Consider the following 20993-nt stretch of genomic DNA (forward strand, 5'->3'; position numbering starts at 1 on the left):
GCTGTCAGGCGTCAGCCTGACCTTCATCCTCCTCCGCCGCCTTTTTCAGATAATCCAGCGCGCCCTGCAGGATGTAGGCGGCGGCCATCTTGTCCACCACCTCGTCGCGCCGCTTCCGGGTCATGTCCCATTCGATCATCATGCGGTCGACCGCGCTGGTGGACAGGCGTTCGTCCCAAAACGCGATCTCCGGCTCCACCTTGCCAAACAGCTCGGGCCGGATCAGCAGGTTGCGGGCGAACTCCCGCACCGACTCACAGCGCGGGCCTTCTGTCCCGTCCATGTTCACGGGCAGGCCGATGACCAGACCGCGCACGTCGCGGTCCTTCATGGCGCGGGCCAGTTCCTGCGCATCCTGCGTAAACTTTGTGCGTCGGATGGTACCGATGGGCGAGGCGACGGTAAAACCGGGGTCGCAGACCGCCATGCCGATGGTTTTCTCGCCAATATCGAGCCCGATAAGGCGTGCATGGCGCGGCATGACCGCTTTCAGTTCCACAAGGTTGCGGATGGACATGATGGGATGCTAGCTTCCTGACCGCTTTAACGCCCGCGTCTTCCATTCGGCGGACGGCTGGGACGACAAGCCCACAGCAATGATGAGATTTAGCACCATGTCGCAGGACAAGGCCACCCTGGACGCCAAGACCGTGGCGAAGATCGCCCATCTTGCCCGCATCAAGGTTCCCGCCGAAGAGCAGGAGCATCTGGCGGGCGAGTTGAACAAGCTGCTCGACTGGGTCGAGCAATTGGACGAGGTCGATACTGACGGGGTGGAGCCGATGACCTCCGTCGCGGCCCAGACCCTGCGCCGCCGCGCGGATGTCGTCACGGATGGCGGCTATCCCGACAAGGTCGTGTCGAACGCGACCGACGCCGCCGAACATTTCTTCTCCGTGCCCAAGGTCGTCGAATAATGACCAACCTGACCCATCTCTCCATGTCCGAAGCCCTGGCCGGGCTGAAGGCCAAGGAATTCACGGCGCTGGAACTGACCAACGCCTATATTGCCGCTGTCGAGGCGGCGCGTCCGCTGAACGCCTTCATCACGGAGACGCCGGACGTAGCATTGGAACAGGCCAAGGCGTCCGATGCCCGCTACGCCGCCGGGACAAACCGGCCGCTGGACGGCATGCCGCTGGGCATCAAGGACCTGTTCTGCACCAAGGGCGTGCTGACGACGGCTGCCAGCCATATCCTGGACGGGTTCAAGCCGGAATATGAAAGCACGATCACGGAAAACCTGTTCCGTGACGGTGTTGTGATGCTGGGCAAGCTGAACCTCGACGAATTCGCCATGGGTTCGGCCAACATCACCTCCTATTACGGCCCCGTGCTGAACCCCTGGACGGGCAAGGACCCGGCGGGTGCGGATCGCAAGCTGGTGCCCGGCGGTTCGTCCGGCGGGTCCGCCGCGTCCGTGTCCGGTCGCTTTGCCATCGCCGCCACGGGCACCGACACGGGCGGTTCCATCCGTCAGCCGGCGAGCTTCACTGGCATCGTGGGCCTCAAGCCCACCTATGGCCGCTGCTCCCGCTGGGGCACCATCGCCTTTGCCAGCTCGCTGGATCAGGCCGGGCCGATGACCCGCACCGTGCGCGATGCCGCCCTGATGCTGCAGAGCATGGCCGGCTTCGACCCGAAGGACAGCACGTCCGTCGATATGAAGGTGCCGGACTTCCTTGCGTCGCTGACCGGCGATATCCGGGGCCTGCGCGTCGGCATTCCCAAGGAATACCGCGTCGATGGCATGCCGGCGGAGATTGAGCGCGTCTGGAGCCAAGGCATCGAATGGCTGAAGGCCGCAGGGGCCACCCCGGTGGAGGTCAGCCTGCCGCACACCAAATACGCGCTGGCCACTTATTACGTGGTCGCTCCCGCCGAATGTTCCTCCAACCTTGCCCGCTATGATGGCGTGCGCTTTGGCCTGCGGGTTGAGGGCAAGGATCTGGCGGAGATGTATGAGAATACGCGCGGTGAAGGCTTCGGCAAGGAAGTGCGCCGCCGCATCCTGATCGGCACCTATGTGTTGTCGGCGGGCTATTACGATGCCTATTACCTGAAGGCCCAGAAGGTCCGCGCCCGCATCGCCGAGGATTTCGCCAAGGCGTTCGAGCAATGCGACATCCTGCTGACGCCGACAGCCCCCAGCACGGCGTTTGCGATTGGGGAGAAGCAGGACAACCCGATCGCCATGTACCTGAACGACGTGTTCACGGTGCCGGCCTCGCTGGCCGGTCTGCCGGGCATGTCGGTGCCGGCGGGTCTGGCTTACGATGGTCTGCCGCTGGGTCTGCAGCTCATCGGCCGTCCGTTTGATGAGGAGACGATGCTGCGCGTCGCCGATGTCATCGAAAAGGCCGCCGGCCCGCAGCCGCTGCCGCCCTACTGCCGCTGATCACAGCTTAAACGAAAGGCCCCGTCACCGCAGGGTGACGGGGCCTTTTCTGTTTCAGGGCAGCGGTGCCGTCACCACATCCACGGTCGTGGAGACCGCCGTCGTGGCAACGTCGACCGTGGTTCCGACGACGGTTCCCACTGTAGAAGCAACACCACAGCCCGACAGGGCCAGGGCACCGGCCAGGACCAGCATCAGCCCCATGTTCTTGACCATTCCCGCCCTCCGGCGCGTCCCATGCATGTGCACATGGTCGCGACCCTAGAACAGTTGCCGATCAGAAGCCAGCCACCCCCTTGCCGCAGTCACTTTATTCCCCCACAATCCCGCTGGTTCCGTCGATGGGGGATGCCCATGCCCGACAATCTCTACGACCGCGATTATTACGCCTGGACGCGCGAGCAGGCCATGCGCCTGCGCGAGGCGGGTCAGAGCGGGCATAACAATGCGATTGATTGGGAGCGGGTGGCCGAGGAGATTGAGGATATGGGGGATGTGAAGTGGGACGAGATCGAAAACCGTCTCGGCCTGCTGCTGACCCACCTGCTGAAGCTGATCTATTGTCCCGAACTGCGCGAACGCAACGCCCGGCAATGGTGGCTGACGATCCGTGAACAGCGACGCTCGATACCCAAGCGCTTGAAGCGCAGCCCCAGCCTGCGGCCCATGGCGCGGGAGTGTCTGTCCGAGATTTACGCGGAGGCGCGCCATATCGCGGCGGATGAAGCGGAGGTTGATGTGTCCGTCTTTCCGGAAAACATGCCCTTTACCTATGATCTCGTCATGGAGTTGGATTTCCCAGAGGAATTCCTGCCCGATCACATGCGCCGCTGACGCCTGCGCCTTGCCCATCTACGCCCGCCATGTCACCTTCGGCCCCGGAAGTGGGGTGCCCGACCAATGACCATCGGCGGCAAGACCGGGGCGGCCCGCCAGGAGAGTTCTGGCAGGGCAGGGGAGTAGATAATGGGCAATGTCGTGTCACGGGACGGCAGCCGCATCGACATGGTGGATGCGCTGCGTGGAACGGCCCTGATCGGGCTGTTCCTGGTCCATATGGATGAACATTTCGAACTGCTGCGCTATCCGGCCAACGCGCCGGATTGGCTGAACAGCCTGAACCAGTTTGTGCATCACCTGACCTTCGGCCTGTTCGCGGGCAAGGCCTACGCCATCTTCGCCATGATGTTCGGGATCAGCTTCACCCTGATCCTGCAAAGCTGGGCCAGGAAGGATGGCGACGCGACGGCGAGGCTGCGGTTCCTCTGGCGGCTGGTGCTGCTGGGGGGCCTGGGCTATGTCCATGCCTTGCTTTATATCGGCGACATATTGCTGGTCCTGGCGGTCTTTGGTCTGCCGTTGGTCCTGCTCTACCGCGTGCCCGACCGCTGGCTAGTGCCACTGGTTGTGTTGCTGCTGGGTCAGGCCGTGTCGCTGTGGGCCGTGGCCAGCCTGTGGATTACGCCGGAGACCACGCCATCCAACCCGTCGCATTGGGCCCTTTATGGCCGCATCTTCACGCTGTTCACCCAGGATAGCTGGTCGGCGGTGTTCGTGAACAACCTGACAACAGGGCAGACGGCGCGGTTCTGGTTCTTCGCCGAATCGGGCCGCTGGCAGCAGATGGCGGGCCTGCTGATCCTGGGCATGATGGCCGGGCGGCTGCAGCTTTACCTGGACAGTCCTGACAATCGCCGCATCTGGTTGCGGACATTCCAACTGGCCCTGGCCGGTTTCGCCCTTCTGTTCCCGCTGTCGCTATGGGTGCAGGGGCTGCCCCTGCAGGGCCTGGTGAAATACCATCTGGGCATGATGACGGGCGGCTGGGCCAACCTGATGCAGATGCTGCTCTGGGCCTCAGGTTTCGCCCTGATCTATCGCCGCATCGCGGGCTTTGGCTTCACGGGCCGGCTGGCCGCGTTCGGGCGGATGAGCCTGACCTGCTACCTGATGCATTCGATCATCTTCGTGCCCTTTTTCCATGGCTATGGGCTGGGCTTCTATCAGCATTGGGGCATTGCCCTGTCGGTGGGCGTGGGCGTGCTGTTCGTGGCCGCGCAGATGCGCTTTGCCGACTGGTGGCTGCGCCACCATGCCTATGGTCCCGTGGAATGGCTTTGGCGCTGCGCCACTTTGCGCCGGTTCGATGTGCCGTTCCGGCGGGTGGCGATCTGATCAGAAGGGCCGTTGGCCGAGACGGGCAACAACTCACCAGCCAACGGCCCTTGCATTTTTACGGAGTGCTCGCCGGCGCCGCAGTTAACGGAATCGACGCACGACTGGGAACCACCAGACGCCGCACCAGCCGGTCACCACGGCTTGGTTCCTGGTTGTTCAGTTTCTGGCGCAGGTCGGCAGCGATCTGGTCGAACCGGTCATCGACACGGATATCCAGCCGGACCTTGGCGGGGTCCGACCGGTCGGGTACGAAATGCCAATGGCCCAGGTATAGGACATCGCCTTCCTTGACCTCGAAATCAATGATCCATCGGCCATCGATACGGCCCAGACTGTAGCTGGCATTGTTGCGGCCACCGTCATAGGTGGTGATATTGGCCAAACCGTAGCGACCGGCGGGCAAGGTGAAGAAACGGTCCTGGGCAACGGCAAAAAAAAGCGCCTTTTCAACCAGGACGCCTTTTTCCATCACCTTCACGGGCGGATCCACCGCCAGCGTCAGCATCGGCTGGGAGACATAGTCGCTGGTGAACAGCCCGCCCATCTGGTCGATGCCGGCGCTGAAATAGACCAGCGCCTTGCCGGACCCTTGCAGGACCGGTACATCCTCGCGGTCCCGAACCAGGGCGGTGTTGCCACCACATCCCGACATAATCACGCTGACCAGCAGCAGGATAGGCCAGCTCAATACCTTCAGGCCACGCATCATTCCCCCGACATTGGGCGTTGCTCATACGCCCAATGTCTTCAAATTATTGCGAAATGTCAAATCACGCGAGTTCTTCGACCTTTTCCTCGCGTTTTTGGCCTTTCGGCTCGGCATAGTCGAAATCCAGGCCGTCGCCTTCCTTGTTCAGGATGACGCGCACGGCCCCGCCCTTCGACAGTTTGCCGAAGAGCAGTTCCTCGGCCAGCGGCTTCTTCACATGTTCCTGGATGGTGCGGGCCAGCGGGCGGGCGCCCATGACGGGGTCATAGCCCTTCTTGGCCAGCCAGGCACGCGCCCCATCGGTCAGTTCGATGGTCACGCCCCGGTCGGTCAACTGCGCTTCCAGCTCCATCACGAACTTGTCCACCACGCGGGCCACCACGTCCGGACCCAGATTGCCGAATGGGATGATGGCATCCAGTCGGTTGCGGAATTCCGGCGTGAAGGTTTTGTTGATGGCTTCCTGATCGTCGCCCGTGCGCACGCCGCTGCCAAAGCCGATGGCATGCTTGGCCATGTCGGCGGCGCCGGCATTGGTGGTCAGGATCAGGATGACATTGCGGAAGTCGACGATCTTGCCGTTATGGTCCGTCAGCTTGCCATGGTCCATGACCTGCAACAGGATGTTGTAGATGTCGGGATGCGCCTTCTCGATCTCGTCCAGCAGCAGCACGCAATGCGGATGCTGGTCGATGGCATCGGTCAGCATGCCGCCCTGATCGAACCCGACATAGCCCGGCGGCGCGCCGATCAGCCGGCTGATCGTATGGCGCTCCATATATTCCGACATGTCGAATCGGACCAGCTCGATCCCCAGCGTGCGGGAAAGCTGCTTGGCAACTTCCGTCTTGCCGACGCCGGTGGGGCCGGAGAACAGGTAGTTGCCGATGGGCTTTTCCGGTTCGCGCAGGCCCGCGCGGGCCAGCTTGATGGCCGACACCAGCGCCTCGATGGCAGCATTCTGACCGAAGACCATGGTCTTCAGGTCGCGCTCCAGGTTCAGCAGCACTTCCTTGTCATCACGGCTCACCGACTTGGGCGGGATGCGCGCGATCTTGGCGACCACGGCTTCGACATCCTTCTGGGTGATGGTCTTCTTGCGCTTGTTCTCGGGCAGCATGGTCTGTGCCGCCCCGACCTCATCGATCACGTCGATGGCCTTATCGGGCAGCTTGCGGTCGCCGATATAGCGCGCCGACAGTTCCACCGCCGACCGGATGGCGTCCTTGGTGTAGCGCACCTTGTGGTGCGTTTCGTAATAGACCTTGATGCCGTCCAGGATCTTGATCGCATCCTCGATCGACGGCTCATTGACGTCGATCTTCTGGAACCGGCGCACCAGGGCGCGGTCCTTTTCAAAGTACGACCGGTATTCCTTGTAGGTGGTGCTGCCGATGCAGCGCAGGGCACCGGACGCCAGGGCCGGCTTCAACAGGTTGGACGCATCCATAGCCCCGCCGCTGGTGGCACCGGCGCCGATGACGGTGTGGATCTCGTCGATGAACAGGATGGAGCCTTCCATCGCCTCCAGTTCCGAGACCACGGCCTTCAACCGCTCCTCGAAATCACCGCGATAGCGCGTGCCGGCCAGCAGCGAGCCCATATCCAGCGAGTAGATGGTGGCCTTGCGCAGGATTTCCGGCACCTCACCCTGCACGATGCGGCGCGCCAGCCCCTCGGCGATGGCGGTCTTGCCTACGCCGGGATCACCGACATAGAGCGGGTTGTTCTTCGACCGGCGGCACAGGATCTGGATCGTGCGCTCCACCTCCTGCTCGCGCCCGATCAGGGCGTCGATCTTGCCGGAAAGGGCCTTCTTGTTCAGGTTTACGCAATAGGCTTCCAGCGCCTCCGTCCCCTTCTTCACCACCTTTTCGGCATGTGCCTCTTCATCGGCGCCCGACACGCGCTTCGGCTCGGCCCGGCCGGGGGCCTTGGCGATGCCGTGGGAGATGTAGTTGACGGCGTCGAACCGGGTCATCTCCTGCTCCTGCAGGAAATAGACGGCGTGGCTTTCGCGTTCGGAGAACAAGGCGACCAGGACGTTGGCGCCCGTCACTTCCTCGCGACCGGAGCTTTGCACATGGATGGCGGCGCGTTGCAGCACGCGCTGGAACCCGGCGGTGGGCTTGGCATCGTCCTGGCGGGTCGTGACCAGATTGGACAATTCCCCATCCAGATATTCGACCAGCTCTGCCTTCAGCTTCGCCACATCCACGCCGCAGGCCCGCAGCACGGCCAGTGCGTCCTGGTCCTCCGTCAGCGCCAGCAGCAGATGTTCCAGCGTCGCATACTCGTGACGCCGTTCGTTGGCGTTGGCCAGGGCCCGGTGGAGGGTCTGTTCGAGATTCCGCGACAGCATGATGCGCTAATCCTTTTCCAGGGTGCACTGTAACGGGTGCTGGTGCTGACGGGCGAAGTCCATGACCTGGGTCACCTTCGTTTCCGCCACTTCATAGGTGAACACGCCGCAGACGCCGACGCCACGCCGATGGACATGCAACATGATCCGCGTCGCTTCATCACGGTTCTTGTTGAAGAAGCGTTCAAGGACATGCACGACGAACTCCATAGGGGTGTAATCGTCGTTCAGCATCAGCACCTTGTACATGGCGGGCTTCTTCGTCTTCGGCTTGGCCTTCACGACCACGCCTGTCGACGTCCCCCCATTCCCGTGCTTGTCATCCTCAGCCATGGCGGTTAACGATCAATTGATGGGTCCCCTCTTGCGCCCTATGATCATATGAAATGATTGGCCCCGGTTGGAAGGGCGTATCTGCATTGCCCGAAAGGTTTTGAAGGATACTTGAAATGAGACGGGGGCGATGCCAGTGCGGCGCGGCATCGGGCCACAATCATGCCCCTCGCCGCCCCCGGTACCGGCTGCTATAAGGCGCGGACCTATGCCAGCCGGGATGCCCCCTAATTGACCGACCTCGCCCAATATCTCGACGCCGTCCTTCTGGGCCTGCTGGAAGGGCTGACGGAATTCATTCCCGTCTCCTCCACCGGGCATCTGATCCTGCTGGGAGAGATGCTGGGCTTCAAGGGGCAGGCGGAGGACCTGTTCAAGGTGGTGATCCAGCTGGGCGCCATCCTGGCCATCTTGCTGGTCTATTTCCAGAAGCTCTGGGGTGTGGTGCGCGGGCTGGTACAGGGCAATGGCGAGAGCTACCGGTTCACTGCCGCCATCCTGTTGGCCTTCCTGCCCGCCGCCGTGATCGGCGTCTTTGCGCATTCCTATATCAAGAGCGTGCTGTTCAACCCGACCGTGGTGTCGGTCGCCCTGATCACGGGCGGCATCGCCATCTTGGCAGCCGAACGGCTGGTGCCCCGGCCACAGCATTTCGCGGTGGAGGCGTTCCCGCCCAAACTGTCGTTGTCCATCGGCTTTGCCCAATGTCTGGCCATGATCCCCGGCGTGTCGCGGTCCGGTGCCACTATCATCGGCGCGCTGCTGATGGGGGTGGAGCGCAAGGCGGCGGCGGAGTTCAGCTTCTTCGTGGCCATTCCCACCATGCTGGGGGCTGCCACCTATGATCTCTATAAGAACCGTGAGGTTCTGGCCGTGGACAGCGTCGGCATGATTGCCGTGGGGTTCATCGTGGCTTTCCTGTCGGCCCTGCTGGTGGTGCGCTGGCTGGTGGCCTTTGTGGGCCGGCACGGCTTCGCGCCGTTCGCCTGGTACCGCATCGTCATCGGCAGCATCATGCTGGCCTGGCTGACCTTCTTCGCAGGCTGATACCATGGTTGACCGCCCGACCCTGTCGCTGAAACCGAAGCCCGCACCCCAAGCCCCCGTGAAGGCACGGCGCAAGCCGTTCCGCATCGGGGGCCTTCCGGCGGTATCGGCCCTGTTCGACCGTGACCCGGATCGGGTGGAGAAGCTGTATTTCGACGAGCGGCTGAAGCATGCGGCCGCCCCCTTCTGCACCCGCATGGCGGCGGCCCGGAAACCCTTCCGGCTGGTCCCATCCGAAGAACTGGAGAAGATTGCCGGTTCCGCCATGCATGGCGGCATCGTGGTGGAGGCGTCACCCAGGCCGGTCCACCCCTTCAGTCTGGATTTGGCCAATGACTGGGCGGCGGCGGGCCAACCGCTGCTGATCCTGGACGGGGTGTCGAACCCGCATAATCTGGGCGCCATCGTGCGCACCGCCGCCTTCTTTGGCGTCGATCGCATCCTCATTTCCGATCATCCGGGCCAAGCCCTGCCGTCGGAGGCCGCCTATCGCGTGGCGGAAGGCGGGTTCGAGTATGTGAACCTGCACCGCGCCACCGGCTTTGCCGCCACCTTGAAGGCGCTGGGCGGCCTTTACCGCACCATCGGTACCGCCCTTGGACCGTTCCCGGCCCTGTCCGACCTGTCGCGGCAGCCGGGCGGAAAGCCCGTGGCCGTGGTCATGGGGAATGAGGAACATGGCATGCCGCCCGACAGCCAGGCTGCCTGTACCGACCTTGTCACCATCGCCGGCAGCGGCTGGGTGCAGTCGCTGAACGTGTCTGCAACCACGGCCATCCTGGTATTCCTGATGACGAAGGGGTAACGGTTCAGCCGTTACCGGTGCCCAGCGGCAAGGTCACGTGGCATTTCAGCCCTGTTGCGGCCCAATCCATGTCGATCTTCCCGCCCAGCTGATGGCGCAGCACCTGACCCAGCAGGGTGGAGCCAAAGCCCTTGCGGGTGGGTGGGGTCGTCACCGCAGGGCCACCGGTTTCCGTCCAGGTCAGTTCCAGGATGTTGCGGCGGACCGTCCAATCGACCGTCACCTGTCCGTCCGGTCGTGACAGCGCACCATGCTTGGCCGCATTGGTGGCCAGTTCATGGAACACCAGGCCCAGCGATTGCACCATGTCCGCACCCAGGCGGACGCGCGGGCCGCGCAGAGTCAGTTGCGACGGTTCCGCCGCAAAGGCCTGCACCTCATCCTCCACCAGCCGTTCCAGATCAGCACCGGACCAGGATGCCTGGGCCAACAGGGAGTGCGACCGCGCCAGGGAGGAGATGCGGCCCTCCACGGCGCTGGTGAAGGCCTCGATACTGTCGGCCCGGCTCAACCTCACCACGGCCTGCGCCACGGCCAGCGCGTTCTTGGCGCGGTGATCGACCTCGCGCATCAGCAGGCGCTGGCGGTCTTCCGCCTCGTACCGGCCCGTCACATCCATGGCGGTGGCGGTGCAGCCGATGATGCGCCCATCCTCGTCCCGGATGGGCACGGCATTCACGGACAGAATCTGTCGCGCGCCCGTCTTGGGGTCGCGTAGCGCATATTCACCGTCACGCACCTCTTCCCCCGCCAGGGCGCGGGCCGTGGGGAAATCCACACTGGCCATGGGCCGGCCATCCAGGGCCGTTGCATGCCAGATGGCGGCGTCATGGCGCACGCCGATGATGGCCTGCCGCGACAGGCCCAGAATACGCTCGGCAGCGGCATTCACATCGGTGAAACGTCCGTCGGGTCCGATCTCCATGATGGCGACCGGGGCCGTGCTGACCAGCCGGCTCAACCGTTCCTCGCTACGGCGCAGATCGTCCAGCGCGATGTCCAGATGGGCCGTGCGTTCCCGTACCCGTGCCTCCAGCGCCACGTTGGAACTGCGCAACTGCCCCTGCGCCACCTCTGCCTGCCGTGTCTGGCGCAGGGCGATGGCAGCCAGTGGCAACAGCATCAGCGTGGCCAGCAAGGCGAAGCTGAAATGGCCCAGCGCCGACCAACCCCAGTCGGAGCGCAAACCCGCCGTGGAGATGCCGTAGACCACACGCACCGGCACACGGTCGACATCGGCCACCGCATAGAGCCGTTCCTGCCCGTCGAAGGGCGACGGGGCGGTGACAAGGCCGGATGTCTGATCACGCTGCGCCACCAGATCGGTGACATTGCCCAGCGTCAGCCCCGCATCCGCCGTGGCCGGGTGGCGCACCAGCACCTCCCCGTCACTGCGGACCAGCATCACCTCCACATCCGGGCGGGTCGCGACGCTGGCATAGAAGGATTCGAAATAGGCGGGCCGCATCGATACCTGGACAACGCCCAGGAACGATCCGTCATGCGCCTCCACACGGCGGGACAGGGCGAAGAATAATTCCGGGTTCAAACGCCCTGCCAGACGCGTGCTGACATGCGGGCCGGCATTCTGGCTCTGGTGCGAGCTGAAATAGTCGCGGTCGGCGACATTCAGATCCGGTGCCGGCCAGCGCAGGGTGCTGACCCGCACCTTGCCGTTGGCATCCGCCAGCCAATAGGACTGCACCTCGGGCGCCTCGCTGGCCAGATCGCGCAGCCATTCATGCAGGTGCGGGGTATTGGCCACCGCGTCCCAGCCCTGGCTGCGCACCAGCCATTCGGCATTACGCAGGACAAGGGCATGGGCACCCATCAGCCGGGCCGCATGTTCGGCCAGTTGATCCGCCTCTGTCCGCGTATCGACGGTCGCCCGCTCCATCACGCGAGCCCGGCCCAGAAGCAGTTCAGCCCCAAACAGGGCCAAGGCGACAAGCAGCGCCATCAGCGCCAGCCAGACGACGGCGCGGGACGGATTGGCCTGACGCAACGCCTGTGTCGGCGCTGCGGGATGGTCGAAGATGTCCTGCACGCTGATCGACCTCGCTAGGTGCTGTATAGCTGATACGCCCTGTGACCTGTGTCCGTGAAGCTGTTTCATCGGTAGAGGCAGGCCTATGACGAATCGCATAGAAATCCGCGCCACGCCGGGCCGGCACGCGCAAAGCGGCGGTTGTTTCGTCCGGTTCCTGCGTCTATGGTGCGCCGCCTTTTGAAAGCAGTTTGGAAGCCCACCCGCATGACCAGCGCCCCGATCCAAGCCGCCACCCGCATCGACCACCGCTTTGCCGCGCTGAAGGCGGAAGGCCGGGCCGGCCTTGTCACCTTCATCACCGCCGGTGATCCCGACCATGAGACCAGCCTGGCCCTGCTGAAGGGCCTGCCGGCTGCCGGGGCCGATGTCATCGAACTGGGCATGCCCTTCACCGATCCCATGGCTGATGGTCCCGCCATTCAGGCGGCGGGCCTGCGCGCGCTGAACAATGGCGCCCGTATGACCCGAACGCTTGATATGGTGCGGGAGTTCCGTAAGGGCGACGATGAAACGCCCGTGGTCCTGATGGGCTACTACAATCCCGTCTATTCCTATGGCGTCGAACGTTTCCTGGCCGATGCCAAGGCGGCGGGCGTGGATGGCCTGATCGTGGTCGACCTGCCGCCGGAAGAGGATGGGGAACTGTGTGAGCCGGCCTTGCGCGCCGGTGTCAATTTCATCCGTCTGACGACGCCGACGACCGATGATGATCGGATGCCCGCCGTGCTGGCCAATACCTCGGGCTTTGTCTATTACGTCTCCGTGACCGGCATCACCGGCGCCGGCAGCGCCAGTGCCGGCGCCATTGACGAGGCGGTGGCCCGCCTGCGCCGCCATACCGACCTGCCGCTGGCCGTCGGTTTCGGCATCACGACGCCGGAGGCCGCCGCCGCCGTCGCCCGCGTGGCCGACGCCGCCGTGGTGGGCAGCGCCATCGTGCGCCAGGTGGAGGTCAACCTGGACGCCGAGGGCAAGCCCACTGCCGCCCTGGTGCCCAACGTGCTAGACTTCGTGCGGGCGCTGGCCCAGGGCGTGCGTACCGCCCGGGTGTAAGTGCCACGGCTTCGAGGTGCGCCATGGCTTATGCGTTTGATGATGACCAGGATGTGTTTCCACCCTTGTTGTCGAAAGATGAGGTGGAAGCAGAACAGCAGGATTGGCTGACGCGCCTTCGCCAGCTGTACAGCACCCTTGAAGGGTGGCTTCCGGCTGGTGAGGATTTTGGCGTGACTCGTCATGAAGCCGACAGCCTTGATCCCGTCGCCAAGAAGGCGGGTGTCACGGTCCCTATCAAGGTTCCGCGACTTCAGATCGAGCATCGGTCTTCTGAAAAGCGCCTCCAGATTTTCCCTGAATCTCGGTGGGTTTTGCTGACGCGTGGGCGGCTATTCCTCTTCCACCCCTTGGGACGGACTTACATCGAAGACCATGGAGCGCCAGGGGTGCCTGACTGGCGGTTCTATCCTTATCGCGACCGGAGTCAGAACGCTCCTTTGAACTGTGCCGAGTTTCAAAATCTGCTGGACGGCTTGCGGTGAAATATTTCGACGTTATTGAGGCGTCGTACCTAGCGACCGATATCGCACTTTCCGAGCGTCAGGCCGCAGACGAGTCCAGCCCGTTGGAGATTGACGGCAGTCCTCCGGCGGTTACCGCTCAATATGTCAATGAACGCGCCTATTTCGTCCTGCTCGTCGCGCAATTTGAAGATTTGGTAAACAACGCCGTCAATGTCCAGATCGATCGTGGGCGTGAGGCCTCAGACTGGCGTACCCGAGAACTATGGGGTGCGGTTGTCCCTCGTACAAAACGTATCCAGGATATCCCCTTCAAATTACGTCTTGCGTTGCTGATCGACAGACAGAGGGTTGAGTACAGGGACGCTTGCGGACTATATGATGCGCGGAATCTGATTGCCCATGGCGTGCTGGATGGTCCCTTGAGTATCCAGACAGCCATCAACCAGTTGCGGGCCGTCGCGTCGCTTATCCAGGAAGTCCCATGAACTGGCTGACCAATTTCGTCAAACCGAAGATCCAGGCCCTCGTCTCCAAGAAGGAGGTCCCGGACAATCTCTGGCACAAATGCCCGTCCTGTGGCGCCATGCTGTTCCACCGCGATCTGGAGGAGCAGCTGCATGTCTGTCAGCATTGCGGCCACCATATGCGCCTGGACCCCGTGCGCCGGCTGAAGACGCTGTTCGATCCGGGCTATCAGACCATCGAGCTGCCGAAGGTTCTGGTCGATCCGCTGAAGTTCCGCGATCAGAAGCGCTACACCGACCGCCTGAAAGAGGCGCAGTCCAAGACGGGCCGACAGGACGCCATTGTCGTGGCCCATGGCAAGATCAACGGCCAGGGGGCGGTTGCCGCCGTCTTCGACTTCAATTTCATGGGCGGGTCCATGGGCATGGCCGTGGGTGAGGGGCTGCTGGCCGCCGCCCGTCTGGCCGTGTTGCAGCAGGTGCCGCTGATTGCCATCCCATCCTCGGGCGGTGCACGCATGCAGGAGGCGATCCTGTCGCTGATGCAGATGCCGCGTACTGTCATCGCGGTCGAAATGGTGAAGGAAGCGGGCCTGCCCTATATCGTGGTCCTGACCGACCCGACCACGGGCGGCGTCACGGCCAGCTTTGCCATGCTGGGCGACATCCATATCGCCGAGCCGGGTGCGCAGATCGGTTTCGCGGGCGCCCGCGTCATCGAAAGCACGATCCGCGAGACGCTGCCCGAAGGGTTCCAGCGGTCGGAATATCTGCGAGACCATGGCATGGTCGACATGGTGGTCCATCGCAAGGAATTGCGGGAGACGCTGGGCCGGGTCATCGACCTGTTGCGCCGTCCCGGCCCCACCGCCGATATCGTGAAGATCGGTCGGGGCAGCGACCGTGGCGGCCGCAAGCCCGGCGGTTCCGGTCCCGCTGTCAGCGCCATTCAGGGTGGCGCTGGCTATCAATGATCAAGGCGCCGCCGCTGCTGCCCGCCTCCCCCCGGCTGGAGGCGGCGCTGGATCGGATGCGGCAGTTGCATCCGGTGGTCATCGATCTGTCGCTGGGCCGGATTGAACGGCTGCTGGCGGCGCTGGGCCATCCGGAACGCCGCCTGCCGCCGACGGTTCATGTGGCCGGCACCAACGGCAAGGGCAGCACCGTCGCCTTCCTGCGCGCCATGGCAGAGGCGGCGGGCCATCGCGTCCATGTTTATACCTCCCCGCATCTGGTGCGCTTCAACGAGCGTATCCGGCTGGCAGGATCGCTGATCGGCGACGATGACCTTGCCGACATCCTGGAAGAGGTGGAGAGGGCCAATGACGGCCATCCCATCACCTTTTTCGAGGTGACGACGGCAGCCGCCTTCCTGGCCTTCGCCCGCGTGCCCGCCGACCTTCTGATCCTGGAGGTGGGCCTGGGCGGGCGGCTGGATGCCACCAATGTCATCGACGCGCCGGTGGTCAGCCTGCTGACCCGCATCTCCTTGGACCATACACAGTTCCTGGGGCCGAGCTTGCGCGACATTGCGGGCGAGAAGGCGGGCATCATCAAGCCGGACCGTCCAGCCATCGCGGGGCCACAGGCGGACCCGGTCGCCAATGCGGTCTTCGCCGAACGGGCTGCCGTCCTGTCGGCGCCTTTGTTCCTGCATGGGCGCGACTGGTCCGTGGCGGCGACCGACACGGGTTTCCGCTTTCAGGATGCCGCCCGCACCCTGGACCTGCCGCCGCCCGGCCTGATGGGCGCGCATCAAGTTGATAATGCCGGCCTTGCCATCGCGGCCACGGCCCATCTGCCGCTGACCATTGGGGATGATGCCATCCGCCGGGGGCTGGTGGCCGTGGAATGGCCCGCGCGGTTACAGCGTCTGACGCGTGGCCCCTTGCCCGACCTTCTGCCCTCCGACTGGGAACTGTTCCTGGATGGCGGGCATAATGACAGCGCGGGTGAGGTTCTGGCCCGGCAACTGGCGCGCTGGAATGCAGATGGCCGCCCGCTGGACATGGTTTTCGGCATGTTGGGGTCAAAGCGACCCCTGGATTTCCTCACCCCCCTGGCCCCGCATGTGCGCCGCCTGCGCGCCGTCGCCATTCCGGGCGAACCCAACAGCGTGACGGCGGAAGATGCCGCCGCCTTCGCCCGCACCGCCGGCATGGATGCGGCGGCCAGCCCCGATGTAGAGGCAGCGGTCACCGAACTGGCGACACTGGCCGGGCAGGGGCAGCCGGGAAGGCTGCTGATCTGCGGCTCGCTCTATCTGGCGGGCACCGTCCTGGCCCTGAACGCATGAAAAAACCCCCGAAGCTTCCGGCTTCGGGGGTTTTTTCAGTGCAATCAGGACGGATCAGAGGCTGTTCTCGATCCAGGTCTTCAGCTGCTGCTTGGGCAGGGCGCCGACCTTGGTGGCGGTGACCTGACCGTCGCGGAAGATCATCAGGGTCGGGATGCCGCGCACGCCATACTTGCCCGGCGTGCCCGGATTCTCATCGATATCCATCTTGGCGATGGTCACCTGACCGTCCAGTTCGGTGGCCAGCTGTTCCAGGCTGGGGGCCAGCATCTTGCAGGGGCCGCACCATTCGGCCCAGAAATCCACCAGAATCGCGCCGGAACCTTTCAGGACGTCGGCATCGAAGCTGGCGTCGGTAACGTGAATGATATCAGCCATTTTTCCCTCGGAGGGTTTGTGTCATGGGTGCGGGCCATCCTGTGCGCCGCCTCTCGAGAGGAAATGTAGGCACCCGCCCGCCACGGGGTCAAGCCGCTGCACACCGCACCCCTGCGCTGCACCATGCGTGGCTTGAAATCGTCGGTTGGGTTAACGGAAAACTGTCCAACTATCTAAAATACGATATATAACAAAGGCCATACCGCGCGAGCGGTGTCGAAAGGCGGGACGGATCGGCCAGACATGACGGATCAAGGGGACAGCGGGCGTACCCGCAAGATGATGGAGGATTTCGCGCCCGCGACATTCGAGGAGCGCGGCGTCACCGTCCCCTTCACGACCCCGTTGCTCAGTCAGGCGCGCCTGCGCCGTGACCAGAATGACCGGTTCGAATTCCTGCTGCCCAATTTCACCGCCGGCAAGGGCACCTATGTCCTGCCCTGGAAGGGTCTGCCCAACGTCATGACCCTGACGCTGCATGACCGGCTGCTGTTCGAGGAGATCGAACAGCTGGAAACCCATTCGCCCGAACAGATCCGTACTTGCGCCCTGACGGTCCAGGCCACCGGCGTTTGCGGGCCGGAACCGGCGACACGGGCTTCCGAACTGCGCGATCAGGACGGGCAGTATCTGGTGCTGACGCAGTTCATCCTGGTCACCGAACTGCTGAAGCTGGTGAATATCAGCGCCGCTGACCTGTTGCGTCCCGGCATGACGGCGGATGACAGCAAGCGTGTGGCCCGTCAGGCCCTGGCCAAGGTGGCGGCCATGGTCGATATCCCGCCCGATGACATGACGACGCGTGTGGATCAGATCGGTGAGGCGGTGTCGCCCGTCGGCCTTCCACAGGCGCCGAAATCCGGGCGGTTGCGTGCGCTGGCCGACCGGTTGCAGGCCTTTGCCCAGGGTACCCAGCATTTTGCCGATACCGACCCTTCGGAGGCGGCGATGCTGGGCAATTATATCGCCACCGTTGCCAACCATACGCTGACCCTGGCGCGGCAGCGGATCGGCAAGCTGGACGCCGCCTGCCGTGACGCGCGCCAGATTGTCAATGACGCGCCAAAGCTGCACCGGGTCATCGCGGAATCCGTGGGCCGTATCTCCTGGCTGCTGGATGGCTGGGAATTCCTGATCGCCATGTGGGAAAGCGTGAAGGACGGGCCGTCGGCCACCAAGCAGACGACCATCACCGATATTTCCCGCCTGCTGCCCATGATCCCGAAGGAGGAGATCAGCGCCGCCACCGACGCCCTGGACCTGGACGCCATTCAGCGCCTGCAGAAGAAATGGGTCCGCGTGAACCAGGACTGGCGCACCGGTGTTCTGGATATGGACGCCGTCATGCGGCTTGAATCCCTCAAAGCGGCCATGAGCTGAGGGGGCGGAGCATGAACGACAAAGCCAAGCCCGGTACCCCCGCGCCGCCCCCTGTAAAGCCCAGTGATTGGGCGGCGTTGGGCACAGACGTGCTGCGTCTGCCAGACCGCAAGCTGCTTCAGATCTATCGCCTGCTGGAGCAGGTCGGTGACAAGCCGGAAATTTCAGACGCGTTCGAGGCGATGCGTCCGCGCCTGACCACGCTGCGTCCGCCGCGCCGGCCTGCCTTGTCGCGGCTGTTCTTCCTGCCGGCAGAGGACATGCTGGATGATGCCCTGCATTACACCCGCCGTCTGAACCGCATCTGCCGCGCCACCCTGTCGCCCTGCTGGACCGCGGTGAAGGAGCATATCCCCGCCGCCGTGCAGCAGGAGGTTCAGCGCGAAATGGCGGGGATCGATTACCGCGACGGTGCCGCCATCGCCGTCATCTGCGAGCCGTTGTGGCAGGCGGGTGTGGAGGCCTTGGCCAAGGTCATGGCCGAATGCCAGAACAACCTGAAATACAAGCTGAACCTGTTCGGTCGTGACGATGACGTGCAGCGGCAGTTGGACACGCTGCGCCAGATTCTGGCGGTCGCCTTCCGGGTGGAAAAGCTGAAGGCGGCCCTGCCGCCGCGCCCCATTATCGATCTGGCCGAATCGCATGTGGAGATCATCCGCAACAACCTGATCGAACTGGGCAAGGAAGAAGCGGCCCTGACGCAGCCCCTGCTGCTGGTCCTTGCGTCGCGCATGCAGCGTCCGGGTGAGTTGCTGCGCATGCTGGGCGAGGTGCGTCTGGGCGGCACGGCGGCGGAGAAGGAAACGCTGACCAAGGAAATGTCGGGCTATGTCGTTGGCAACCTGCTGCGCCAGACGACCGATTTCGACAGGGAGAATCCGGGGGTTACCGGTGATGTTTCCAGTCTGGCGGCGGCTGCCGAACGTCTGACGGACGGTCTGAACTCTGTTAATGACACGGTTCAGGGGCTGCGCGACAAGGAGATCACCTCCAAGGTCAAGAATGCCCGGGCGGAGATCGCGCAATTCGTGCTGAAAAACATCTGCGCCGATGTCGACAAGGGTCTGACCGAGGCGCTGTTCAGCCATGAAGGTTTGCCCAGCGACGAGGAAGTGAAGAAGGCCGAGCAGTTCGCGATGGCCCTGCGCCGGTCCTCCAAGCTGGCGGGACCGCTGGGCATTCAGCGTGAGGTGGCGGCCAAGATTACCGAGGCGCGGACGCAGGTGGTGAACAATACGCTGGCCACCCTGCGCAATGCGCCCCGCAACCGCGACGGCTCCATGGGACCGGAAGGCCAACGCCAGATGTTCAACGGCCTGCGCATGGTGGAAATCCTGGCCGGCTCGGACGAGGCGGAACGCCTGTTCCGGGATTGGAAGTCGCAGTTTCGGTAAGCAAGGCAGCCTTTTCAGGTCGCCCGGCGTTTGAGGGAACATCAACAGCTTCATTGCGGGCGGCGGTGCATCTGCTACCCTCTGCGTCCGTTTTGGCAGCAGAGGGGCGCCGGTGATGGCCGCCAATATCCGCATCGAAACCGACAGTTTCGGCCCTATCGAGGTGCCGGTGGACCGTTACTGGGGTGCCCAGACCCAGCGGTCCTTGCAGAATTTCAAGATCGGCGGCGAACGCATGCCGCCGGCCCTGATCCGGGGCCTGGGCATCGTCAAGAAGGCCGCCGCCAAGGCCAATGTCACGCTGGGACAGTTGGACCCCGCCCTGGCCGACGCCATCATGCGCGCGGCGGATGAGGTGATCGACGGCACCCTGATCGACCATTTCCCGCTGGTCGTCTGGCAGACCGGGTCTGGTACCCAGACCAACATGAATGCCAATGAGGTCATCTCAAACCGCGCCATCGAAATGCTGGGCGGGCAGATGGGGTCAAAGAAGCCGATCCACCCCAATGACCATGTCAACCGGGGCCAAAGCTCCAATGACAGTTTCCCCACCGCCATGCATATCGCGGCGGCGGAACGCATCCATCACGACCTGATCCCCGCCCTGGAACAGCTGCACGCCGCCCTGGCGGCCAAGGCCGTGGAGTTTGCGGATGTCGTGAAGATCGGGCGCACGCACCTGCAGGACGCCACGCCTATGACGCTGGGTCAGGAATTTGGCGGCTATGCACAGCAGGTGGCCTATGGCATCGACCGGGTGAAGGCGGTGCAGCCGGCCCTGCTGCGCCTGGCCCAGGGCGGCACGGCGGTGGGCACGGGTCTGAACACGGCCAAGGGCTTTGATGTGGCCTTCGCGCAGGAAGTGGCCGCCATCACCGACCTGCCCTTCATCACGGCCCCTAACAAGTTCGAGGCGCTGGCAGCCCATGACAGCATCGTGGAGGCATCGGGCGCGCTGAATACCGTCGCCGTATCCCTGATGAAGATCGCCAATGATATCCGCTTGCTGGGCTCCGGCCCGCGCAGCGGTATCGGGGAGATCAGCCTGCCCGAAAATGAACCCGGCAGCTCCATCATGCCCGGCAAGGTCAACCCCACCCAGTCGGAAGCCATGACCATGGTGGCCGCGCAAGTGATGGGCAATCACGTCACCATCACCCATGCCGGCGCCACGGGCCATTTCGAACTGAACGTGTTCAAGCCGGTGCTGATCTATAACCTGCTGCAATCGATCAAGCTGATCGCCGATGCCAGCCGGTCCTTTGCCGAGAACTGCGTTATTGGCATCACGGCCAATATCGACCGGATCAGCCGCCTGATGGGTGAAAGCCTGATGCTGGTCACGGCGCTGAACCCCCATATCGGCTATGACAATGCCGCCAAGATCGCCAAGAAGGCGCATCATGAGGGCACCACCCTGCTGGAGGCCGGGATGGCCCTTGGCCTGCTGACCGAGGCGCAGTTCAAGCAATGGGTGCGGCCCGAGGATATGGTGCATCCGGGGTGAGGGGGCGGGTGCGGCCTGCCCACCAAACAGGCCGCCTGCCTCAATAAAATCACCAATAGTCCTGTTTCGGACCTATTTACGCACCTGCGAACGGTTCGCAATGCTCGGTATGCGCAAATGCAATGGAACTATGCAGGGCAAAATAGTCAGCAATACTGACCTAACG

Annotated in this window: 21 protein-coding genes; 14 read left to right on the plus strand and 7 right to left on the minus strand. The window is 63.6% G+C overall.

Going from position 1 to position 20993, the window contains the following annotated elements; translation table 11 throughout:
- Positions 1-4: 4 nt before the first annotated feature.
- Positions 5-517, minus strand: a complete 513-nt coding sequence (gene ruvX, locus ACT6Q8_RS01350) for a Holliday junction resolvase RuvX (protein ID WP_444735031.1) — start codon at positions 515-517, stop codon at positions 5-7.
- Positions 518-614: 97 nt separating this feature from the next.
- Here ruvX and gatC point away from each other — a divergent pair, with 97 nt between their 5' ends.
- A complete protein-coding gene (gene gatC / locus ACT6Q8_RS01355) occupies positions 615-917 on the plus strand; it encodes an Asp-tRNA(Asn)/Glu-tRNA(Gln) amidotransferase subunit GatC (RefSeq protein ID WP_444735032.1) in 303 nt (100 codons plus the stop codon).
- On the plus strand, positions 917-2398 hold the full coding sequence (gene gatA, locus ACT6Q8_RS01360; RefSeq protein WP_444735033.1) for an Asp-tRNA(Asn)/Glu-tRNA(Gln) amidotransferase subunit GatA: 1482 nt from the start codon (positions 917-919) through the stop codon (positions 2396-2398). Before gatC ends, gatA begins: the two co-directional genes overlap by 1 nt.
- Positions 2399-2452: 54 nt before the next feature.
- Here the strand turns inward: gatA and ACT6Q8_RS01365 are convergent, their stop codons facing one another.
- A complete protein-coding gene (locus tag ACT6Q8_RS01365) occupies positions 2453-2614 on the minus strand; it encodes a hypothetical protein (RefSeq protein WP_444735034.1) in 162 nt (53 codons plus the stop codon).
- 138 nt (positions 2615-2752) lie between these two features.
- Here ACT6Q8_RS01365 and ACT6Q8_RS01370 point away from each other — a divergent pair, with 138 nt between their 5' ends.
- Both ACT6Q8_RS01370 and ACT6Q8_RS01375 read left to right on the plus strand, forming a co-directional pair.
- Positions 2753-3232 (plus strand): DUF29 domain-containing protein, encoded by a 480-nt coding sequence (locus tag ACT6Q8_RS01370; RefSeq protein ID WP_444735035.1) that lies wholly within the window; start codon positions 2753-2755, stop codon positions 3230-3232.
- Positions 3233-3364: 132 nt separating this feature from the next.
- Positions 3365-4573: a DUF418 domain-containing protein gene (locus tag ACT6Q8_RS01375; RefSeq protein ID WP_444735036.1), complete on the plus strand. Its 1209-nt coding sequence runs from the start codon at positions 3365-3367 to the stop codon at positions 4571-4573.
- 58 nt (positions 4574-4631) lie between these two features.
- Here the strand turns inward: ACT6Q8_RS01375 and ACT6Q8_RS01380 are convergent, their stop codons facing one another.
- The 3 genes from ACT6Q8_RS01380 to clpS form a co-directional block, all read right to left on the minus strand.
- Positions 4632-5285 carry a hypothetical protein gene (locus ACT6Q8_RS01380; protein ID WP_444735037.1) on the minus strand — a complete coding sequence of 218 codons (654 nt, stop codon included), beginning with the start codon at positions 5283-5285 and terminating at the stop codon, positions 4632-4634.
- Positions 5286-5346: 61 nt separating this feature from the next.
- On the minus strand, positions 5347-7647 hold the full coding sequence (clpA, locus tag ACT6Q8_RS01385; RefSeq protein WP_054165868.1) for an ATP-dependent Clp protease ATP-binding subunit ClpA: 2301 nt from the start codon (positions 7645-7647) through the stop codon (positions 5347-5349).
- A gap of 6 nt (positions 7648-7653) precedes the next feature.
- Positions 7654-7980 (minus strand): ATP-dependent Clp protease adapter ClpS, encoded by a 327-nt coding sequence (clpS, locus tag ACT6Q8_RS01390; RefSeq protein WP_054165869.1) that lies wholly within the window; start codon positions 7978-7980, stop codon positions 7654-7656.
- Positions 7981-8211: 231 nt separating this feature from the next.
- On the opposite strand from clpS, the gene ACT6Q8_RS01395 reads away from it, so the two are divergent.
- Positions 8212-9027, plus strand: coding sequence for an undecaprenyl-diphosphate phosphatase (locus ACT6Q8_RS01395; protein ID WP_054165870.1), 816 nt, complete (start codon positions 8212-8214; stop codon positions 9025-9027).
- Between the two features lie 4 nt (positions 9028-9031).
- Positions 9032-9832 (plus strand): TrmH family RNA methyltransferase, encoded by an 801-nt coding sequence (locus ACT6Q8_RS01400; RefSeq protein ID WP_444735038.1) that lies wholly within the window; start codon positions 9032-9034, stop codon positions 9830-9832.
- 4 nt (positions 9833-9836) lie between these two features.
- Here the strand turns inward: ACT6Q8_RS01400 and ACT6Q8_RS01405 are convergent, their stop codons facing one another.
- Entirely contained in the window at positions 9837-11879 is a 2043-nt protein-coding gene (locus ACT6Q8_RS01405) for an HWE histidine kinase domain-containing protein (protein ID WP_054165872.1), read from the minus strand.
- A 207-nt stretch (positions 11880-12086) separates the two neighbouring features.
- Here ACT6Q8_RS01405 and trpA point away from each other — a divergent pair, with 207 nt between their 5' ends.
- Genes trpA through ACT6Q8_RS01430 form a run of 5 tightly spaced genes read left to right on the plus strand, consistent with a single transcriptional unit; the run spans position 12087 to position 16162 of the window.
- Positions 12087-12935 (plus strand): tryptophan synthase subunit alpha, encoded by an 849-nt coding sequence (gene trpA / locus ACT6Q8_RS01410; protein WP_444735039.1) that lies wholly within the window; start codon positions 12087-12089, stop codon positions 12933-12935.
- 23 nt (positions 12936-12958) lie between these two features.
- A complete protein-coding gene (locus ACT6Q8_RS01415; protein WP_054165874.1) occupies positions 12959-13420 on the plus strand; it encodes a hypothetical protein in 462 nt (153 codons plus the stop codon).
- On the plus strand, positions 13417-13887 hold the full coding sequence (locus ACT6Q8_RS01420; protein WP_054165875.1) for a hypothetical protein: 471 nt from the start codon (positions 13417-13419) through the stop codon (positions 13885-13887). Before ACT6Q8_RS01415 ends, ACT6Q8_RS01420 begins: the two co-directional genes overlap by 4 nt.
- Positions 13884-14840 (plus strand): acetyl-CoA carboxylase, carboxyltransferase subunit beta, encoded by a 957-nt coding sequence (gene accD, locus ACT6Q8_RS01425; RefSeq protein WP_082371919.1) that lies wholly within the window; start codon positions 13884-13886, stop codon positions 14838-14840. The genes ACT6Q8_RS01420 and accD overlap by 4 nt, the downstream gene beginning before the upstream one ends.
- Complete coding sequence (locus ACT6Q8_RS01430; protein ID WP_444735040.1) at positions 14837-16162, plus strand: bifunctional folylpolyglutamate synthase/dihydrofolate synthase; 1326 nt, start codon at positions 14837-14839, stop codon at positions 16160-16162. The genes accD and ACT6Q8_RS01430 overlap by 4 nt, the downstream gene beginning before the upstream one ends.
- 54 nt (positions 16163-16216) lie before the next feature.
- Here ACT6Q8_RS01430 and trxA read toward each other — a convergent pair whose 3' ends face one another.
- The gene (gene trxA, locus ACT6Q8_RS01435; protein ID WP_054165877.1) at positions 16217-16540 is read right to left on the minus strand and encodes a thioredoxin TrxA; all 324 of its coding nucleotides are present in this window, start codon (positions 16538-16540) and stop codon (positions 16217-16219) included.
- 243 nt (positions 16541-16783) lie between these two features.
- Here trxA and ACT6Q8_RS01440 point away from each other — a divergent pair, with 243 nt between their 5' ends.
- The 3 genes from ACT6Q8_RS01440 to fumC all read left to right on the plus strand — a co-directional run bounded on the left by ACT6Q8_RS01440 (position 16784) and on the right by fumC (position 20827).
- Positions 16784-17920 (plus strand): hypothetical protein, encoded by a 1137-nt coding sequence (locus ACT6Q8_RS01440; RefSeq protein ID WP_156344378.1) that lies wholly within the window; start codon positions 16784-16786, stop codon positions 17918-17920.
- A gap of 11 nt (positions 17921-17931) precedes the next feature.
- Positions 17932-19317 carry a hypothetical protein gene (locus ACT6Q8_RS01445; protein ID WP_054165879.1) on the plus strand — a complete coding sequence of 462 codons (1386 nt, stop codon included), beginning with the start codon at positions 17932-17934 and terminating at the stop codon, positions 19315-19317.
- Positions 19318-19432: 115 nt separating this feature from the next.
- Positions 19433-20827 (plus strand): class II fumarate hydratase, encoded by a 1395-nt coding sequence (gene fumC, locus ACT6Q8_RS01450; RefSeq protein ID WP_444735041.1) that lies wholly within the window; start codon positions 19433-19435, stop codon positions 20825-20827.
- The last annotated feature ends 166 nt before the right edge of the window (positions 20828-20993 follow it).

Source organism: Niveispirillum sp. (genome assembly GCF_052437035.1).
In the GTDB taxonomy this organism is placed as follows: domain Bacteria; phylum Pseudomonadota; class Alphaproteobacteria; order Azospirillales; family Azospirillaceae; genus Niveispirillum.

Bases quoted from the DNA above. Each gene is read 5' to 3' on its own strand.
- ACT6Q8_RS01400 (WP_444735038.1), top strand. From the start codon at position 9,032: ATGGTTGACCGCCCGACCCTGTCGCTGAAACCGAAGCCCGCACCCCAA.
- ACT6Q8_RS01415 (WP_054165874.1), top strand. From the start codon at position 12,959: ATGGCTTATGCGTTTGATGATGACCAGGATGTGTTTCCACCCTTGTTG.
- trxA (WP_054165877.1), bottom strand. From the start codon at position 16,540: ATGGCTGATATCATTCACGTTACCGACGCCAGCTTCGATGCCGACGTC.
- ACT6Q8_RS01430 (WP_444735040.1), top strand. From the start codon at position 14,837: ATGATCAAGGCGCCGCCGCTGCTGCCCGCCTCCCCCCGGCTGGAGGCG.
- clpS (WP_054165869.1), bottom strand. From the start codon at position 7,980: ATGGCTGAGGATGACAAGCACGGGAATGGGGGGACGTCGACAGGCGTG.
- ACT6Q8_RS01440 (WP_156344378.1), top strand. From the start codon at position 16,784: ATGACGGATCAAGGGGACAGCGGGCGTACCCGCAAGATGATGGAGGAT.
- gatA (WP_444735033.1), top strand. From the start codon at position 917: ATGACCAACCTGACCCATCTCTCCATGTCCGAAGCCCTGGCCGGGCTG.
- ACT6Q8_RS01375 (WP_444735036.1), top strand. From the start codon at position 3,365: ATGGGCAATGTCGTGTCACGGGACGGCAGCCGCATCGACATGGTGGAT.
- accD (WP_082371919.1), top strand. From the start codon at position 13,884: ATGAACTGGCTGACCAATTTCGTCAAACCGAAGATCCAGGCCCTCGTC.
- ACT6Q8_RS01365 (WP_444735034.1), bottom strand. From the start codon at position 2,614: ATGGTCAAGAACATGGGGCTGATGCTGGTCCTGGCCGGTGCCCTGGCC.
- ACT6Q8_RS01370 (WP_444735035.1), top strand. From the start codon at position 2,753: ATGCCCGACAATCTCTACGACCGCGATTATTACGCCTGGACGCGCGAG.
- trpA (WP_444735039.1), top strand. From the start codon at position 12,087: ATGACCAGCGCCCCGATCCAAGCCGCCACCCGCATCGACCACCGCTTT.
- ACT6Q8_RS01445 (WP_054165879.1), top strand. From the start codon at position 17,932: ATGAACGACAAAGCCAAGCCCGGTACCCCCGCGCCGCCCCCTGTAAAG.
- clpA (WP_054165868.1), bottom strand. From the start codon at position 7,647: ATGCTGTCGCGGAATCTCGAACAGACCCTCCACCGGGCCCTGGCCAAC.
- gatC (WP_444735032.1), top strand. From the start codon at position 615: ATGTCGCAGGACAAGGCCACCCTGGACGCCAAGACCGTGGCGAAGATC.
- fumC (WP_444735041.1), top strand. From the start codon at position 19,433: ATGGCCGCCAATATCCGCATCGAAACCGACAGTTTCGGCCCTATCGAG.
- ACT6Q8_RS01380 (WP_444735037.1), bottom strand. From the start codon at position 5,285: ATGATGCGTGGCCTGAAGGTATTGAGCTGGCCTATCCTGCTGCTGGTC.
- ruvX (WP_444735031.1), bottom strand. From the start codon at position 517: ATGTCCATCCGCAACCTTGTGGAACTGAAAGCGGTCATGCCGCGCCAT.